Annotated in this window: 14 protein-coding genes; 9 read left to right on the top strand and 5 right to left on the bottom strand. The window is 73.7% G+C overall.

All coding sequences use genetic code 11. The features are described from left to right. Window positions 1–51 precede the first annotated feature (51 nt). Together OG594_RS28510 and OG594_RS28515 are read left to right on the top strand one after the other, a co-directional pair. The gene (locus OG594_RS28510) at window positions 52–1,134 is read left to right on the top strand and encodes an esterase family protein (protein ID WP_266604524.1); all 1,083 of its coding nucleotides are present in this window, start codon (window positions 52–54) and stop codon (window positions 1,132–1,134) included. Beyond that, a complete protein-coding gene (locus OG594_RS28515; RefSeq protein WP_266604526.1) occupies window positions 1,131–1,922 on the top strand; it encodes a serine protease in 792 nt (263 codons plus the stop codon). Before OG594_RS28510 ends, OG594_RS28515 begins: the two co-directional genes overlap by 4 nt. Window positions 1,923–1,948: 26 nt before the next feature. Here the strand turns inward: OG594_RS28515 and OG594_RS28520 are convergent, their stop codons facing one another. The 3 genes from OG594_RS28520 to OG594_RS28530 form a co-directional block, all read right to left on the bottom strand. Next, entirely contained in the window at window positions 1,949–2,893 is a 945-nt protein-coding gene (locus tag OG594_RS28520) for an EamA family transporter (protein ID WP_266604527.1), read from the bottom strand. Window positions 2,894–2,937: 44 nt separating this feature from the next. Beyond that, window positions 2,938–3,756 (bottom strand): isocitrate lyase/phosphoenolpyruvate mutase family protein, encoded by an 819-nt coding sequence (locus OG594_RS28525; RefSeq protein WP_266604528.1) that lies wholly within the window; start codon window positions 3,754–3,756, stop codon window positions 2,938–2,940. A gap of 305 nt (window positions 3,757–4,061) precedes the next feature. Beyond that, entirely contained in the window at window positions 4,062–5,156 is a 1,095-nt protein-coding gene (locus OG594_RS28530; RefSeq protein ID WP_266604530.1) for a threonine synthase, read from the bottom strand. A 275-nt stretch (window positions 5,157–5,431) separates the two neighbouring features. Here OG594_RS28530 and OG594_RS28535 point away from each other — a divergent pair, with 275 nt between their 5' ends. The 7 genes from OG594_RS28535 to OG594_RS28565 all read left to right on the top strand — a co-directional run bounded on the left by OG594_RS28535 (window position 5,432) and on the right by OG594_RS28565 (window position 13,429). Continuing rightward, window positions 5,432–6,607 (top strand): DUF4190 domain-containing protein, encoded by a 1,176-nt coding sequence (locus OG594_RS28535; RefSeq protein WP_266604536.1) that lies wholly within the window; start codon window positions 5,432–5,434, stop codon window positions 6,605–6,607. 137 nt (window positions 6,608–6,744) lie between these two features. Continuing rightward, entirely contained in the window at window positions 6,745–7,497 is a 753-nt protein-coding gene (locus OG594_RS28540) for a GntR family transcriptional regulator (RefSeq protein ID WP_266604538.1), read from the top strand. A 615-nt stretch (window positions 7,498–8,112) separates the two neighbouring features. Next, complete coding sequence (locus tag OG594_RS28545; RefSeq protein ID WP_030012541.1) at window positions 8,113–8,298, top strand: SPOR domain-containing protein; 186 nt, start codon at window positions 8,113–8,115, stop codon at window positions 8,296–8,298. 39 nt (window positions 8,299–8,337) lie between these two features. After that, window positions 8,338–8,748: a (deoxy)nucleoside triphosphate pyrophosphohydrolase gene (locus OG594_RS28550; RefSeq protein ID WP_189732830.1), complete on the top strand. Its 411-nt coding sequence runs from the start codon at window positions 8,338–8,340 to the stop codon at window positions 8,746–8,748. Window positions 8,749–8,901: 153 nt separating this feature from the next. After that, window positions 8,902–9,330, top strand: a complete 429-nt coding sequence (locus OG594_RS28555) for an ATP-binding protein (protein ID WP_266604541.1) — start codon at window positions 8,902–8,904, stop codon at window positions 9,328–9,330. A gap of 209 nt (window positions 9,331–9,539) precedes the next feature. Further along, on the top strand, window positions 9,540–12,149 hold the full coding sequence (locus OG594_RS28560; RefSeq protein ID WP_266606609.1) for a SpoIIE family protein phosphatase: 2,610 nt from the start codon (window positions 9,540–9,542) through the stop codon (window positions 12,147–12,149). Between the two features lie 62 nt (window positions 12,150–12,211). Then, window positions 12,212–13,429 (top strand): hypothetical protein, encoded by a 1,218-nt coding sequence (locus OG594_RS28565; RefSeq protein ID WP_266604543.1) that lies wholly within the window; start codon window positions 12,212–12,214, stop codon window positions 13,427–13,429. A 15-nt stretch (window positions 13,430–13,444) separates the two neighbouring features. Here the strand turns inward: OG594_RS28565 and OG594_RS28570 are convergent, their stop codons facing one another. Together OG594_RS28570 and OG594_RS28575 are read right to left on the bottom strand one after the other, a co-directional pair. Continuing rightward, entirely contained in the window at window positions 13,445–14,164 is a 720-nt protein-coding gene (locus tag OG594_RS28570) for a PspA/IM30 family protein (protein ID WP_266604545.1), read from the bottom strand. A 39-nt stretch (window positions 14,165–14,203) separates the two neighbouring features. Then, window positions 14,204–16,252, bottom strand: coding sequence for a TPM domain-containing protein (locus OG594_RS28575; protein ID WP_266606610.1), 2,049 nt, complete (start codon window positions 16,250–16,252; stop codon window positions 14,204–14,206). Between the last annotated feature and the right edge of the window lie 79 nt (window positions 16,253–16,331).

The raw sequence follows: 16,331 nt of genomic DNA on the forward strand, positions 1-16,331 counted from the left end.
GGTCCGGCCCGCGCTCCTGGTGGGCGCCGGAGAAGGAACGGGACAAAAACCGTGCAGCATGACCAGCAAGGCGACGGCAGCCCCATGACCGAGGGCGGCCGTCGCCCCCACCGCCTGCGCATGATCCTGATCAGCGGCGGGCTCGCGCTCACCCTCGCCGGAGGCGGAGCCGCGGCGTACAAGTTCGGCCTCTTCTCGGACATAGGGGATCCGGTCTCCTTCGGAAAGGTCCAGGAGAAGGCCGGCGCGGCCGCCGAGCTGCCGCCCGAAGTGCAGATGCCGACCGGGCCGAAGGCCTCGTTCGTCCGCACCTCCCGGCTGCCGGACGGCACCCAGATCGGCCGCACCACCCTCACCGGCAAGAAGTCCGGCTTCACGGGTGACGTGTGGGTGTGGGTGCCCAAGGAGTACGACGACCCCAAGTACGCCAAGAGCGGCTTCCCGGTCCTGATCTCCCTGCCGGGCGGCCGCGGCTACCCCACCAATTACTGGGGCACGGGTCCCGGCCTCGGACTCCAGAAGGCCGTGAGCGACGGGGCCAAGGCCGGTACCAGCCTGCCCTTCATCTTGATCATGCCGGTGCACAACGCGGACACCAAGCACCACTTCGACGCCTCGGACATCCCCGGCCAGCCCAAGATGGGCACCTGGATGGTCGAAGACATCCCGGATTTCACGAAGGCCAATTTCCGGACCTTCACCTCCCGCGACGGCTGGGCCTTCATGGGCTCCTCCGCGGGCGGATTCGGCGCCTTCAAGCACGTCCTCAAGCATCCCGACCGGTTCAAGGCGGCCATCGCGAGCGGGGTCGACATCGTCCCCGACTCCCCGCTGTGGCAGGGGAACAAGCAGGCCATGGACGCCGACAACCCGGAGAAGCTCGCCGCGAAGCTGATCGCGGCGGGCGGTCCGGACGTCTACATCAACTTCCAGATCGGCACCGCGGAGAGCGGCCGCGACAAGGCCGAGAAGTTCATGAACGACTTCGGGAAGGGCCCCGTGCACACCTCGCTCCAGGTGATCCAGGATGGTGAGCACAACGGAAAGTCGTACGTGCGCGGCATGAGGGAGGGCTGCCTGGAGTGGATCAGCAAGGTGATGAAGGCACCGACACCCGATCCCGGCGTGCGATGAGCACGGTGGTGAAGGGGGCGTCGGCGGCCGCGGCGGCGGGGGCCCTGGCGGTGTTCGCCGTCGCGTTCCTCAAGGCGCCCGGCGAGCGCCCGGTGCTCCCCTTCCCCACCGTCGGAGTGCTCATGGCGGGCGGCGAGCACTGGTGCACGGCGAGCGTCGTCGACAGCCCCGGGGGCAACGTCGTCGCCACCGCCGCGCACTGCGTGGCCCCCGCGGGCGAGGACGGGCAGCCGGGCGAGGTGGCCCACGACGGGCTGGCCATCGGCGAGCTCTCCTTCGCCCCGGCCTTCTCCGGCGAGGGCGCCGGCACCCAGCCGCTGGGCGTCTGGAAGGTCAAGTCGATCCACGTGGACGACCGCTGGACGAAATGGGGCGAGGACACCGCCGACTTCGCCTTCCTCACCATCGAGCCGGACGAGGACGGACGCAGCATCCAGGACGCGGTCGGCGGCGGCGCCGAGGCCCCGAAGCCCGAGTGGACCTCGGGGTACGAGCGGGACGTGACCGTCGTCGGCTACCCGGAGTCCGAGCACAACCCGCAGAACAAGCCCGTCTCCTGCACCACCCAGACCCGCCACGACGAGGACGACCCCGACATGCTCTACATGAGCTGCGCCGGGTTCTGGACGGGGACCAGCGGCAGCCCCTGGATCGCGGACCGGGGCGGGCCGGACCGGGCCGGGCACCTGATCGGGGTACTGAGCGGCGGGGACACGGACGTGGACTCCACGGCCGCGCTGTTCGACGAGCACGCCAAGGCCCTGTTCGAGGCGGCCGCGCGGGGCTGAGCGCGCCCGCACCGCCCCTGCTGCCGCTACTTCTTCCGCTCGGTACTGACGATCACGCCCACCGCCGCCACGACGATCGCACCGCCGACCAGGATCGGCCAGGTCAGGGCCTCGTCGAGGATCAGCGTGCCGAGCGCCACGGCGACGACCGGATTGACGTACGCGTACGTGGACACCAGCGACAGCGGCGCGGCCTGGAGCAGCCACACGTACGCCGTGAAACCGACGAGCGAGCCGACGACCGTCAGATAGCCGAGGGCCAGCCAGGAGGCGGTGGAGAACGCCGCCGGGTCCAGGCCGTGCTGCTCGCCGCGCACCAGGCCGACGACCACGGCGCCGGCCCCGCCCACGAACATCTGGTAGGCGCTGCCCGTGAGGGGGTTGTCCGGCAGCTTCAGCCGCGGCGCCGAGAACGAGCCCAGCGACCACAGGACCGAAGCCGCCAGGACCATCAGCACCCCCGACAGCCGCACCGAGCCGCTGAGCCCCGGGCTGGTCAGCACCGCGAGCCCGCACAGACCCACCAGCACCCCGGCCAGGGTGCGCAGCGGGGGCCGGTCCCCGCTGCTCGCCCGGAGTACCACCACCCACATCGGCACCGCCGCCACCAGCAGCGCGGCGAGGCCCGACGGCACCGAGGTCTCGGCGAGGACCACCAGCCCGTTCCCGCCGAGCACCAGCAGCAGCCCGACCAGGGCCGCCGAGGCGAGCTGCGCGCGGGTGGCCCGCAGCGCGGCCGGACCGTACCGCCAGGCGACGACGGCGGACAGCAGCAGGCCGGCGGTGATGAACCGGGCTCCGGCGGAGAGGAAGGGCGGCATGGTCTCGACGACGATCCGGATGCCGAGGTAGGTCGAGCCCCAGACCACGTAGACGAGGGCGAGGGCGGCCCAGACCGCGCCCGAGATCCTGCTACGGGGGGTGGTGGCCGGCCCGGCGGCCTTGCCGTCGACCGGTGTTGAGGTGCTCATGCCCGGATCCTAAGGTCGTTGGCCCATGCACGCTTCCGGATATCTCACCCCTTGAGCAGGTCGTTCAGCTCGCCGTAGGGGAGGGAGTGCGCGAGTGCTCCGTAGGTGCCCTCCGAGATCAGCTCTTCGGCGGCACGGCGGACCACGGCGTACGCGGCCTCGGCGACCCAGGAGCCGAGGCTGACGCGGGAGACGCCGAGGGCGCCGAGGGCGGCGACGGTCGGGGCGTCCGGACCGAGCAGGACGTTGAGGGGCGCGTCGATGCCCTTGGCGAGCTCGGCGACGGTGTCCGGGTCGAGGACGCCGGGCACGAAGACGCCGGTGGCTCCCGCCCGCAGGTACGCGGCGGCGCGGGCGAGGGTGTCGTCCAGGCGGGTGGCGTCCTCGCCGAAGCCCCGCAGGTAGGTGTCGATGCGGGCGTTGATGTAGAGCGGGACCCCGGCGGCGTCGGCCGCGGCGCGGGCCGCGGCCAGGCGCTCGATCTGCTCGGCGGGGTCGCGGTGACCGTCCTCGATGTTGATGCCGACCGCGCCGGCGGCGAGCACCCCGGTCACGGTCTCGCCCACGGCGGCCGCGTCGGCGCCGAAGCCGCCCTCGATGTCGGCCGTGACCGGCACGGGGACGGCGGCGACCACGCGGGCGATGAGGTCGAGGGCCCGGTCCCGGGCGAGCGCGTCGCCGTCGGGGGACCCGAGGGACCAGGCGACGCCGGCGCTGGTGGTGGCGACGGCGGGGGCGCCGGCGGCCGCGACGATGCGGGCGCTTGCCACGTCCCAGGCGTTGGCGAGGGCGAGCGGGGCGGCGGGGGTGTGCAGGGCCGCGAACGCGGCGGCCTTGGCGGCGAGATCAACATGGGTGGTCATGGGGTCAGTTCACCAGACCGGGCGCGTCCGGGCTCGCGGAATTCCGACATGGACGCGGGGCCGGGCGGGGCTGGGCGGGATCGGGCGGGGCGACGCGGATGCCGCCCTGCCGGATGGCCCGTCCACCCGCCACCCGCAGCCCGTCCGCCCGCCGCCTGTTCGCCCGCAGCCCGTCCGCCTGCCGTCTGTCCGCCCGCCGCCTATCCGCCTGCCGCCTGTTCGCCCGCAGCCCGTCCGCCTGCCGTCTGTCCGCCCGCCGCCTATCCGCCTGCCGCCTGTTCGCCCGCAGCCCGTCCGCCGGCCGCCTATCCGCCCGCGCCGCACAGGGGGATTACCGCGGTGCGGCCCTGTAGGGGATCCCCGGGGGCCGACGGGCCCACCGCGGCCCAACAGGCCGCCGCGGTCGGCTCCACGGAGAGCCCGCGGCGGGCCAGGTCCTGCTGGGCCTCGTGCAGCCGGTCGTCCGGGACGGTCAGCACGGTGCCGCCGGACTTGCGCACCGCCGCCAGGATCTGGCGGGCGCGGGGCGGCGCCGGGATCGCGATCCCCTCGGCCAGGGTCGGCCGCTGTTCCACCGGAGAGGCTTCCTCGGCGCCCGCCGCGAAGGCCTGCGCCAGCGGGGACACCGCCTCCGCCTGGACCGCGATCAGGACGGGCGGCTTGACCCCGCGCCGCGCCAGTTCCTCCACGGCCAGGGCGGCCCCGAGCAGCAGGGTGCCGTTGCCCACGGGGACCACCAGGGCCTCCGGGAGCCGGCCGCCCAGCTCCTCCCACACCTCGTACACGTACGTCTTGGTCCCGTGCAGGAAGTACGGGTTGAACACGTGGCTCGCGTAGAAGACCCCGGGCGCGTCCGCCGCCGCCCGGGCGGCCTCCGCGGCGTCCTCGCGGCCACCGGGGATCACGCGGACGGCCGCGCCGTGCGCCCGCATCCGTGCCGTCTTCTTCTCCGACGTGCCCTCGGGTACGAAGACTTCGCAGGTCAGTCCGGCCCGTGCGCAGTACGCGGCCACCGCCGTACCGGCGTTGCCACTGCTGTCCGCCACGACCCGCTGCGGCGCGAGCCGTCGGGCGAGCTCCGCGAGCATCACCGCGCCCCGGTCCTTGAACGACCGCGTGGGCATCAGGAAGTCGAGCTTGGCGTGGATCCGTTCCGCCAGCGGGACGAGCGGAGTGTGCCCCTCGGCCAGCGATACGGAGAACGCCCCGGGCAGCGGCAGCACGGCCCCGTACCGCCACAGCGAATTCGGTCCCGCGGCCGGTTCCAGTACTGCGGCCGGGTCCGGGGTGAAATCGAGGTCCCAGGGTCCGCCGCAGACCGGGCACGCCCACGGGGCGGTCCGGACGTCTGCGCGGGTGCCGTCCTCGGAACAGATGTAGCCGGGGAGTGCGTGCGTCATGTGGGGAACACCTTTGCTCGGTCATGGCCGGTGTACAGCAAGGATGCTACGCGCCGATGATCATCATCGGGTCGGTGATTCGCGCCGTTGCGCGGGAGCCGCGGGCGCCGACCGGGCCGTGCGCGAGGTGTGGGGGCGACCGACCCGCCGGACGCCCCGCTGCGTACTATTTCGCGCATTCGTTCGCGCCTTCCGCGGCGCGCCCGGCCATGCCGCCCCGCCATGCCGCCCTGCGATGTCGTCCTGCGACGGCACCCTGCGATGGAGTCCGCCCCGTGAGCACCCCGCCGAGTCCTCCTCCCGGACCGGGCCACTCCTGGCCCCCGCCGCCGCCGCACCAGGGCTGGGGCTGGGGTCCGCCGCCGGGTTACGGGCAGCAGCCGCCGGCACTCAACGGCTTCGCCCTGGCCTCGTTGCTGTCCGGGCTGCTGTGCTTCCCGCCGCTCGGCGTGGCGTTCGGCATCGCGGCCCTCGTGCAGATCGCGAAGCGGGGGGACCGGGGCAAGGCCCTGGCGATCGTGGGCCTGGTGGTGTCCGTGGTGATGACCGGCGCACTGGTCTTCACCGCCGGGCGGGTCCTGAGCGCCGCAGGCGACCGGCTCCCGTCGCTGAGCGAGTACGCCGACGTCGAGGGCGATCTCACGGACCTCGGCGACCTGCGGGCGGGCGACTGCTTCAACGTCCCCGGCGGGGACCTGATCGACGAGCGGCCCGTGACGTACCGGATCGACTGCGCGCGGGTGCACCACGGTGAGGTCACCGCGTCGAAGACGCTGGACGTGCCGGGGGCTCCCGAGTCGCGCGAGGCCGACCGTGCGTCCGAGGACGCGTGCTGGAAGGCCCAGGACGAGTACGCGATGGACACGTGGGCGCTGCCCGAGTACGCGGAGATGTTCTACTACGCGCCCTCGCGCCGGTCCTGGCGCGAGGGGGACCGGACGCTGCTCTGCGTGATCGGTACGACCGAGGAGGAGTGGCGGGGCAGCCTGCGCAAGGACGCCGGAATGCTGGGGCCCGAGCAGGTGGCCTTCCTCCGGGCCGCCAACGCCGCCGAGTTCGTCATGAGCCGGCCTCCCGACAGCGATGTGGAGGACGTGTTGCCCGAGTACCAGGCGTGGGCGCGCGAGGTGCACGCGGCCCTGGGCGTCGAGGCGAAGTTCCTCCAGGGGGAAGGGGCCGGGGCGGGACGGGAGAAGGCCGTTCCGGCGCAGCTGGCGGAAGTGGAGGCGGCGCGTGCGCAGTGGCAGCGCGCCTCGCAGGCCGGGTCGCCGGAGGAGTTCGACGAGCAGTGGGACCGGGCGCGGGCCGCGATGTCCCTGGAGACGGAGCGGGCGCTGCGCGGTGCGTACGGGCTTTCGACGGTGGTTCCGCAGTGGATGTGGGACAGCCAGAGCGGCCCGGGGGACCCGGACGGCGGGACCGACGGGGGGCCCTCGTCGGAGTCGGTGTGACGTCGCACGAGTAACGCAGGGTAACGGGTTTGAGTGACCTGGCTTCATCACTTCGAGTGAAACTCTGGCCCTTGCTTGCGGTCTTCAACCGTCGGTTGCCAGGGTGTAGCTGTCTGTCAACCTGATGGGAGTGGCCAGTGACTTTCGGTGAGCAGCCGGCCTATCTGCGCGTGGCCGGGGATCTGCGACGGAAGATCGTCGACGGTTCTCTGCCCCCGCACGCCCGGCTCCCCTCTCAGGCACGCATCCGCGAGGAGTACGGGGTCTCCGACACCGTGGCCCTGGAGGCGCGCAAGGTCCTCATGGCGGAGGGGCTGGTCGAGGGCCGGTCCGGATCCGGCACGTACGTACGGGAACAGCCGGTCCCGCGGCGGGTCGCCCGCGCCGGCTACCGCACGGGCGGTGCCTCGACGCCGTTCCGGCAGGAGCAGGCCGACGCCGAGGCGCGCGGCACGTGGGAGTCGAGCAGCGAGCAGACGGGCGCGCCCGCGGAGATCGCGAAGCGGCTCGGCATCGAGCCGGGCGAGCGCGTGATGCGGACGCGGTACGTCTTCCGCGACGCGGGGGAGGCGATGATGCTGTCGACCTCCTGGGAACCGCTGGCCGTGACCGGCCGGACCCCTGTGATGCTGCCGGAGGAAGGGCCGCTGGGCGGCTCCGGAGTGGTCGACCGGATGGCCGCGATCGACGTCGTCGTGGACAACGTGGTCGAGGAGGTCGGCGCACGGCCCGGTCTGGCGGAGGAGAACCTGCTCCTCGGCGGGGTGCCGGGGCACGTGGTGCTGGTGATCGGCCGCACCTACTACGCCTCCGGCCGCGCCGTGGAGACGGCCGACGTGGTGGTCCCGGCGGACCGCTACCGCCTGGCGTACCACCTCCCGGTGCGCTAGTCGTGTCCGCAAAGACCCGCCTGCCCCGCGACGCCCGGCACCGCACCTCATCCCCAGACTCCGTCCGGGGGCCCCGGGTCGCGATGCTTCCCCTCGGCCCTGCGCGCCCGGGGAGACCCCGTGGCGCCGGACGCCGCGGGCCTTGCCGACGCCACTGTGACGACAGGACCTAGCGGCTCCGCAGCAGTGTGAACCCCCGGGCGCCGCTCGGGGGTTCGAGTGCCGCCCGGTGCAACGCCCGCGACCCGGCGGATTTCGGCGCGATGGTGGACGCCCGCGCCCACCCGCTCCCCGCCGTCCCCGGACCGTTCGGTCCGCATGTCGGGACCCCCGCCTCCCGCGCCCCGGCCGGCAGCGCTCCGGACGCTCCGCCGCTCCCTCGGCGCCACCTGCGCGGATGCCCGCCGTACGGCGGCGCGGCGACCCCGCCCGGGCCTCCTGCGCGCCCCGTTCGGACCGGCGCGCACGGCCCGCTCGTACGCATGGCCGGATGCGTACGCCCGTGAGGTACCTCTTCGTGAAAAACCGTATCCGCTCCGTAAAGGTCGGGCGTAAGCTCGGGCATATGCGCAATGCGGTTTCCCGGACAGATACGTCGGCGGAGGGTGAAACGCAATGAACGACAGCGGGGCCCTGCTTCCGTGGCTGGTCATACGCGAGGACGACAACGGCAACCGCTACCGGGTGGGTCGGTACGCCACCCGGGCCGAGGCCCAGAAGGTCGCCGACAGCCTCGAAGACCGAGGACACAAGCAGCTCTACTGGGTCGAGCGGATCGGTCAGACCGCCACGATGAACTGAGCGTCGCAGCGCCCCGCGACGCTGGCATAGGCTCCGCCCATGACGGTACGAGTGGTCGTGGGCGGAGCCCTTTGTCATGAGGGTCGCCTGCTGGCCGCCCGCCGCAGCGCACCCCCCGAGCTCGCCGGACGCTGGGAGCTGCCGGGCGGCAAGGCCGAACCGGGTGAGTCCGTCCCCGACGCGCTGGTGCGCGAACTGCGCGAGGAGCTCGGCGTGGAGGCCGAGCCGCTGGAGCGGATCCCGGGCGAGTGGCCACTGCGCCCCGGGCTCGTCCTGCACGTGTGGACGGCCCGGCTGCTGTCCGGAGTGCCCGCCCCGCTGGAGGACCACGACGAGCTGCGCTGGCTCGGGCCGGAAGAGCTGGAATCGGTGGACTGGCTGGACCAGGACCGGCCCGCGGTGGCCGAGGCCGGACGCCGGCTGCGCCACGGCGGCGGCGGGGGCGCGTGACGCTCGCGGTCTAGGCCGTCTGCGCCACAGTGCGCCGGTGGGCGGGGATCGAGTGGTACGACGCCCCAAATATCGGGTATGTCGCTATTAATCCCTATCTCGTCCCCCTTTCGTCCCCGACGAACCGGACTGGGGTCGCTGCTGGCCCGGGAAGTGATCGGCGTGATCGACACAGACGGTGAGTGCGCCGAGTGGGCCTTCCCCGCCGAGCCCGGTGCCGTCCGCACTGCCCGCCACGCCGTCCGCGGCACCTTGCACGACTGGGGCCTGGAGGCCGTCGGCGATGTGACCGTCCTGCTGGTCAGCGAGCTCGTCACCAATTCCCTGCGCTACGCCTCCGGCCCCATCGGAGTCCGTTTGGAACGGCGCAATCCAGCCGCCGGCAGCCCCGCGGGCGGCCCCGCGCTGCTCGTGGAGGTTTCAGATCCGCTTCCGGATCCGCCCCGCGAACGGGTCGCCGATCACGACGACGAGGGGGGCCGTGGCCTGCACCTCGTCGCCGTCTCCTCGCAGCGCTGGGGGACCCGGCACGGGAAATCGGGCAAGACTGTGTGGTTCGAATTGGCTCTTCCTGGTGAGTAACAAGGTGAACGGTGGTGCGTGACCATTCGGGAACGCCTCCCGGCGGCAGCCGGGGGGAGGTGCTCGGAGGGGATCGCGCGACATGGCTCGAAATCATCGAGACCGTGCTGTGATCGTGAACGCCGTGCCGTCCGGGGCCGTGGTGCTGAATACTTCGGTCATGGCCGGTCCGGTTGCGGTGAGCTGGAGGGGACGGTCGCGTGAGCGAGATACCTGCGCAGGCACATCAGACCGACGTGCCGCGAGAGACATGGCACGACGCCCTGTGGCACAGCAGTCCGCCTGGCTCGATATATGACTACATAAAGGTTGCATCCTTCTCGATCGGACCCGACGGTCTCATCGACCAATGGAGCCTGCGCGCCGAGGAACTGTTCGGGCTGAGCGCCTCCCAGGTCGTGGGACGCGACCCGGTCGACGCCTTCATGCCGCCCGAGCTGCGTCCCGACGCGCACCGCAAGGTCGCCGAGATCCTCGACGGCAAGGAATGGACGGGCCTGATCCCCTTCCGGATCCCGGGTGGGAACGGCGCGCACGGCGTGGCCGAGATCTATGTGATGCCCACCCAGACCGAGACCGCCGAGCGGGCCGCACTGTGCGTCGTCGTCGACGTACGCGCGCTGCGCCGGATCGAATCCGACCTCGCGGCTTCACAAGCGATATTCGGCCAATCTCCCTTCGGGTTCCTGCTCTTCGGCACGGACCTCACCGTGCAGCGGGCCAACCGCCGCTTCGCCACCGTCTTCGGGGGCGCCGTCGAGGAGCACCGCGGCCGGACCGTGCACGACTACCTGCCGGCGCACGAGGCCGACCGGATGACCGAAGCCCTGCACCGGGTGCTGGACACCGGGGAGTCGGTCACCGATCTGCGGATCACCGGCGCCACGCCCCGCAGCCGGGAGAACCGCCACTGGTCCATCAACCTCTACCGCGTCCACGGCGGCAGCGGCCGCCCCATCGGTGTCGCCGGGATCGGCACCGACGTCACCCGCCGCCACCTCGCCGCCCGCGAGGCCGCCGGGGTCCGGCGCAACCTGGCCCTCCTCAACGAGGCCGGGCACCGCATCGGCAACTCCCTCGACCTGGAGACCACCGCCCGCGAACTCCTCGACGTCACCGTCCCCGGCTTCTGCGACCTGGCCGCCGTCGACCTCTACCAGGGCCTGCTGCTCGGCGACGACGACCGGCCCGCCCGCCCGCAGGGCCCGGGCGTGCCCAGCCTGCCCGGCCAGGGACCGGCGCGGACGCCCTCGGCCGCCCTGCGCCGGGTGGCCTTCTCCTCCGCCGTCTCCGACGCCCCGCTGTCGGGACCCGGCGCACTGGTCTCCGTGGGCGACGTGCACCGCTACCCGGCCGCGTCGCCGGGCGCGCTGGCCCTGCGCACGGCGCGCCCGCGGCTGATCGAGGGCGGCGGACCCGAGGACCTCGTCCAGTCCACGCTGGTCGTGCCGATGGTCGCCCACGACACGGTCGTCGGGCTCGCCCAGTTCTCCCGCACCAAGGGCAGCGAACCCTTCGGCGAACGGGACCGGGCCGTGGCCGTGGAACTCGCCGCACGGGCCGCCGTCTGCATAGACAACGCACGGCTGTACCGGCGCGAGCACGAGCGGGCGCTGATCCTGCAGCGCAGCCTGCTGCCCCCCGGCGACCCGGAGGCGGCCGGCCTCGACATCGCCTGCCGGTACCTGCCCGGCAATGCGGCCACCGAGGTCGGCGGGGACTGGTTCGACGTCATCGAACTCCCCGGGCACCGCACCGCGCTGGTCGTCGGCGACGTCATGGGCCGCGGCCTGCGGGCGGCCGTGGCCATGGGAGAACTGCGGACCGCCGTACGGACCCTGGCCCTGCTGGACCTCGAACCGGCGGAGGTGCTGACCGCGCTCGACGAGATCGCCCGCGGCCTCGGCGCCCCCGGCGGCTCCCAACAGGCCTCCCGGGCCGCCCTGCACTCGCGGGACGCGGACCGCTCCGAGGTCTACCTGGCCACCTGCGTGTACGCGGTCTACGACCCGGTGACGCGGCGCTGCACGATCGCCAACGCGGGCCACATGCCGCCCGTACTGGTCGAACCCCCGGACGAGGCCGGCGTCCCGCGGCCCGCTCTGCTCCTCGAGGTGCCGCCCGGGATGCCGCTGGGCGTGGGCGGCGAACCCTTCGAGGAGGTCGAGGTCGACCTGCCGGAGGGCGCACTGCTGGCCCTCTACACGGACGGGCTCGTGGAATCCCGCGACCATCCCCTGGAAGAGGGGCTGCGCGGGCTGCGCGCGGCCCTCGCGGATCCGGTCCGGCCGCTGGAGGACGTCTGCGACCACGTGCTGAACACCCTCGACACCCGGCACGGAGAGGACGACATCGCCCTGCTCATGGCACGGGTGCAGGGCCTGCCGCTGGACGCGGTCGGTGACTGGCAACTGCCGCGCGAGGCCCGCTCGGTGGGCCGGGCCCGGGAACTGGCCCGGGCCAAGCTCCCGGCCTGGGGCCTGGAGGGCTTGCTGGACACGACCGAACTGCTGGTCAGCGAACTGGTCACCAACGCCCTGCGGTACGGGGAGGGCGAGATCCGGCTGCGGCTGCTGCTGGACCGCACGCTGGTCTGCGAGGTCTGGGACGCGAACCTGGTCCAGCCCCGCCGCCGGCGCGCCCGCGACACCGACGAGGGCGGCCGCGGCCTCCAGTTGGTCGGCCTGCTGTCGGCGGGTTGGGGCACGCGCCGCACCCACCGCGGCAAGACGGTCTGGTTCGAACTCCCGCTGCCCGGCTCGGCATCGGAGGCCGTCACCGAACTGTCGGCGGAGCAGTTGCTGAGCATGTACGGGTAGCGGGCGGCCCGCGGAGGAAAACCACTGGTCGCGGGCGGAGTCGTACGGCATCGTGCCCCGGGATGGCAGCAGACTTCCCGGCGTACGCGCCGTCCGACTCCCTCCAGGGGCTCCTGCAACGAGGGCGCGGCCTCGGCCACGTCCGCGCCCTCCAGGACCCCGCGGCAGCGGCTCCGTTCGTGTACGACTGCATCCGCAGGGAACAGCGCTGGGACAGTCAGTGCGACCGGCGCTCCCTGTACCACGCCCGGCTGGTCCGCGACCTCGACCTGCCGCTCGGCCCGATCCTCGGCCAGTTGGCCGAGGCCGAGGACGAGGAAGCCGTGTGGCGGGCCACCTCCGTGCTGGAACTGCTCGCCCTGGCCGGTTCGGCCGAGGCCGCGGAAGGGCTGCGGGGATACGTCCGCGAAGGCGAACACTGGGTCCACGTCCTGGAGTCGATCGCGGACGCGTGGCCGCAGGCCTGGTGGGAGGAGCTCGGGGACGTGGCCCGGGAACGGATCGCCGGGGAGGAGGACCCTCCCGGGCCCCGCGTTCCGTGGGAGCTCTTCGGCGTCGAGCGCCTCCCCGGGCCCTCGCGGCCCGACCGCGCCTACGAGCACCTCGGCACGGAGCAGCTGCTCGCCCTGATCGCCGCCCCCGACACGACCGGGGGCGACAAGGTGGCCGTACTGCGTGCGCTGGCCCCGCGCGGTCCGCAGCCCGGTCTGCTCCCGCTCGTGCCGCTGCTCGGCCACCCGTGCCCCGGGCGGGTGCTGCCCGGGGTGCGCGCAGCACTCAGGCGGCTCGGCCCCCTGGCCGTCCCCGCCGCCCGCGGCTGGGCCCGCGACGAGCGGGAGTGGCTGGCCCGGCTCGGCGAGGAGGTCCTGGCCGACCACCCGGGCCCCGAGGCGCTGCCGCGGCTGCTCGAGGAACTCGCCGGCCAGCTGGAGGCGGGTGAATGGTGCGGGCCCGACGACACCGCGCGGCGCCTGACCGGCCTCGGGTCCGTCGCCGCCGCGGCGGTCCCGCTGCTGCGCGCCCTCGTCCTTCAGACGCCCCACACCTACGAGCGGGCCGACTACCTGGAGGCGATCGCCGCCATCGACCCGGGCGCGGAGCTGGACCTGTACGCCGAGTGCCTCCAGGACTGCGAGGCGCGCACCCGCCTGCTCGCGGTCGCCGCCGTGCCCGCAGGCCCCGGGGTCCGGGAGCGGATCACCGCGCTGCGCGACGACCTGATGGAGGAGCCGGAGGTCCGGGCGGCCGCGGCGGAGCGGGCGGCGGGATTCCCGGCTTAGCCGGCCCCGGCGACCCTAGGCGGCCTTGCGGGATTTGAGGGCGGCGAGCCGGGCCTCGATCTCCGAGGTCTTGCCCAGGTCGTCCAGGGCTTCGAACTGGGCGTCCAGGGAGGACGCGGCGAGCTCCTGCCGGCCCAGCGCCCTCGCCTCCTCCCGCCGCACCTTGTCCTCGAAGCGCGCCAGGTCGCTCGTCGGGTCCATGACGTCGATGTTCTTCACCGCGTCCAGCATCGTGTTCTGCGCCTGGGCCGTCTTCGCCCGGGCCACCAGTTCGTCACGCTTCGCCTGGAGCTCCGTCAGCTTGTTCCGCATCGCGTCCAGGCCCGACTTGAGCTTGTCGACGACCTCCGTCTGGGCGGCGATCGTCGGCTCCGCCACGGCCGCCTCCTTCTCGGACCGGATCTGCCGGCCCAGCGCCACCTTCGCGAGGTTGTCGAACGTGTCGGCGTCCGCCGTCGCCCCCGACGCCCGCAGCTCGTCCGCCTTCTTGCTCGCCGCCAGGGCCTTGCCGCCCCACTCGGCGGCCGCCTCCACGTCCTCCTTGTGGTCCGCCTCCAGCATCCGCAGGTTGCCGATCGTCGTCGCGACCGCCTGCTCCGCCTCCGAGATGTTGTTCGAGTAGTCGCGGATCAGCTGGTCCAGCATCTTCTGCGGGTCCTCCGCCTGGTCCAGCAGCGCGTTGATGTTCGCCTTGGCGAGCTGGGTGACGCGGCCGAGGATGGTCTGCTTGCTCATGGTGGGTCCCTCCTGGTCAGGGCCGATGTGGTGTGCCGTTCAGAAGCGGCCGCCGCCGCCCATGCGGCCGCGCGTTCCGCCGCCGCCGAAGGAGCCGGGACCGCTGCCGCCGCCCCCGCCCCCGAAACCGCCGCCGAAGCCCCCGCCCCCGAAGCCGCCGCCCCGGCCGCCCCGCAGGATCTCGCCGAGGATGATCCCGCCCAGTACGGCACCGCCCTGGCCGCCGCCGGGCCGCCGGCCCGCGTACGGGTCCTCGTACGCCCGTACGTCCTGCTCCGCCAGCTGCTGCGCCTCCCGCGCCAGCCCGTCCGCCCGCTGGGCCTCGGCCAGCGCCCCCGCCGGGTCGGCCGCCGCCACCGCCACCGCCCGTTCCAGGTGCCGGCCCGCTTCCGCCAGCCGGGTGCGGGCCCGGCTGCCCACCGCGCCCCGCGTGGTGGTGACGTAGTCCGTCGCCGCACCGATCGAGCTGCGCGCCGCCAGCAGGGCCTGGTCGAGCAGGGCCACCGCCCGCTGCCGCCCCGACTCCCGTTCCCGCGCCCCGGCCAGCGCCTCGTCGAGGGCCGCGTCGGCCTCCTCGACCCGGCGCAGGGCGTCGATCGGGTCGTACCGGCCGGCCGCCTCCTCCCGCCGTACGTCGGCCAGTACGGCCTCGGCCCGGCCGATCCGCCCGCGCAGGTCCGCCGTCGAGGTGCCCTCCGCGGTGCCGGTGAGCAGCCCGTGGGCGTCCGCGAGGTCGGTGTCCGTCTCGGTCAGCGCGCCCGGCAGCTTCCCGGCCGCCTCCGCCAGTTCCTGCGCCCGCCGCTCGATCGCGTCCATCAAGGTCGCCGCCTGGTCCACCGCGCCCTCGGCGGACCGTACGTGCACGGCCGCCGTGCCGTTCTCGGCGGCGTCGACGGCCGCGTGGGCCAGACCCAGGTTGGTCGCCGCGAACAGCAGCCGGTCCTTGGCCTGTTCGGCGTTGGAGGCGACGGGTGCGGACGCCGAGTCCGCGTACCGCCGGGCCAGCGCGGTCAGCGTCGCCTCGGCGGTGGTGGTGCGGCCGGTCAGCTCCAGGTAGCGCTCCTCCACGGACGCCAGGGCCTGCGGGGCGTTCTTCTCCAGGTCCCGCAGCCGGTCGAAGTCCGCCGACTCGGCGTCCAGCCGCCGGTTCGCCCCGGTGCACCGGGCGACGATCTCGTCCAGCATCCGGCGCCGGGTCGCGTCGTCCTCCGGGTAGGCGTCGTCGAGCTGCTGGCGCAGCCGGAAGGCGTGCGTCAGCTCGTCCTTGGCGTACTGGACGGCCGCGACGAAGGGGCGGGTCGCCTCCTCGCCGAACTGGGCCGATGCGAAACCGAGTTCCTCCGTGCTGGTGCGGACCGCATCGTCGGTCTCCACCAGCAGGGTCTTGGCCTCGGCGTCCAGCTCCGGCAGCGGGAGCCGGTCCGGCGCCCCTTCGGGCCAGCCCGGCCCGGTCGTCGTACCGCGCCCGCCCGCGGCCGCGTCCTTGCGCCTGCGGCGGGTGTACGTGTACACCGCGAGCGCCCCGGCCGCGCCGACGGCGACCACCGGGAGCACGAAGTCCCCGGCCCCGCTCTCGCCGCTCCCGTTGCCGCCGGGGTCCGCCGGGCCGGGGGTGATGGTGGGCACCGGGACCGGCTGACCACCGAGGACGGCGTCGTAGCCGTTGGCCGCGCCGATGGCGGCGCCCGCCCAGTCGTTCTGCTTCAGGGCGGGCTCGATGGCGGTCTGCGCGACGGTGGCCAGCTGCTGCTCGGTGAAACCGGAGTCGACATCGGCCGAATAGGCGTACTGGCGGGCCCCGGTCGCCACGGCCAGCAGGACGTCGTTCTGGCCGAGGCCGTTGCGCTGCGCGGTGGCGTCGGCCCAGCTCTGGGCGGAGCGCCCGGAGAAGTCCCGTACGTAGACGACGAAGAGCTGGATCTTCCGGTCGGCGTACAGCTCGTCGAGCGCGGCGGTGACGGCGCCCTGCCGGTCGCCCAGGGCCCCCACGAGGTCGGTGATCTGCCCCTGCTGGGACAGGGTGACGGGATCCTCGGCCCGCGCGGGCACCGCCCCGGCGGCGCCCCAGCCGCCGACCGCGAGCAGCACGGCCGCCAGGGCGAGCCCGGCCCGTACGAACGTCCTGCGGCGCGGCCTGCTTCTCGGCGAAATCACAATTGGGAGGTTA

The sequence above is a fragment of the Streptomyces sp. NBC_01214 genome, assembly GCF_026340975.1.
Taxonomy (GTDB): Bacteria; Actinomycetota; Actinomycetes; order Streptomycetales; family Streptomycetaceae; genus Streptomyces.

What these genes read in the sequence shown, in the direction of transcription:
- OG594_RS28545 (WP_030012541.1), top strand. Translation starts at nt 8,113, where the DNA reads ATGAACGACAGCGGGGCCCTGCTTCCGTGGCTGGTCATACGCGAGGAC.
- OG594_RS28570 (WP_266604545.1), bottom strand. Translation starts at nt 14,164, where the DNA reads ATGAGCAAGCAGACCATCCTCGGCCGCGTCACCCAGCTCGCCAAGGCG.
- OG594_RS28550 (WP_189732830.1), top strand. Translation starts at nt 8,338, where the DNA reads ATGACGGTACGAGTGGTCGTGGGCGGAGCCCTTTGTCATGAGGGTCGC.
- OG594_RS28565 (WP_266604543.1), top strand. Translation starts at nt 12,212, where the DNA reads ATGGCAGCAGACTTCCCGGCGTACGCGCCGTCCGACTCCCTCCAGGGG.
- OG594_RS28520 (WP_266604527.1), bottom strand. Translation starts at nt 2,893, where the DNA reads ATGAGCACCTCAACACCGGTCGACGGCAAGGCCGCCGGGCCGGCCACC.
- OG594_RS28525 (WP_266604528.1), bottom strand. Translation starts at nt 3,756, where the DNA reads ATGACCACCCATGTTGATCTCGCCGCCAAGGCCGCCGCGTTCGCGGCC.
- OG594_RS28530 (WP_266604530.1), bottom strand. Translation starts at nt 5,156, where the DNA reads ATGACGCACGCACTCCCCGGCTACATCTGTTCCGAGGACGGCACCCGC.
- OG594_RS28515 (WP_266604526.1), top strand. Translation starts at nt 1,131, where the DNA reads ATGAGCACGGTGGTGAAGGGGGCGTCGGCGGCCGCGGCGGCGGGGGCC.